The 248-nt window shown below is 48.8% G+C and carries 1 protein-coding gene; it reads right to left on the bottom strand.

All coding sequences use genetic code 11. The annotated features are described in order from the left end of the window. On the bottom strand, nucleotides 1-248 hold a 248-nt coding region (locus AAEY62_RS23885), incomplete at both ends, for a M20/M25/M40 family metallo-hydrolase (protein WP_350636948.1).

The raw sequence follows: 248 nt of genomic DNA, 5'->3' as shown, positions 1-248 counted from the left end.
CGCGCCTTCTTCTGCTGGCTGAAACACAAACATAATATCGCCGTGTAATTCATTTTTTACAGCGGCTAATACTTCAGCTGCACCCATTAGCATAGCCACATGCGTGTCGTGCCCACAGGCATGCATAACCCCAACATCAACCCCATTATACTTGGTAGTTGCCAGTGATTTAAAAGGCACATCGGCTTTTTCGGTTACTGGCAGTGCATCCATATCGGCACGCAGCATTACTGTTGGCCCCGGCTTAC

It is taken from the genome of Pseudoalteromonas sp. GW168-MNA-CIBAN-0100 (assembly GCF_040309225.1).
Taxonomy (GTDB): domain Bacteria; phylum Pseudomonadota; class Gammaproteobacteria; order Enterobacterales; family Alteromonadaceae; genus Pseudoalteromonas; species Pseudoalteromonas arctica.
This window is presented reverse-complemented; position numbering and strand designations above follow the sequence as displayed.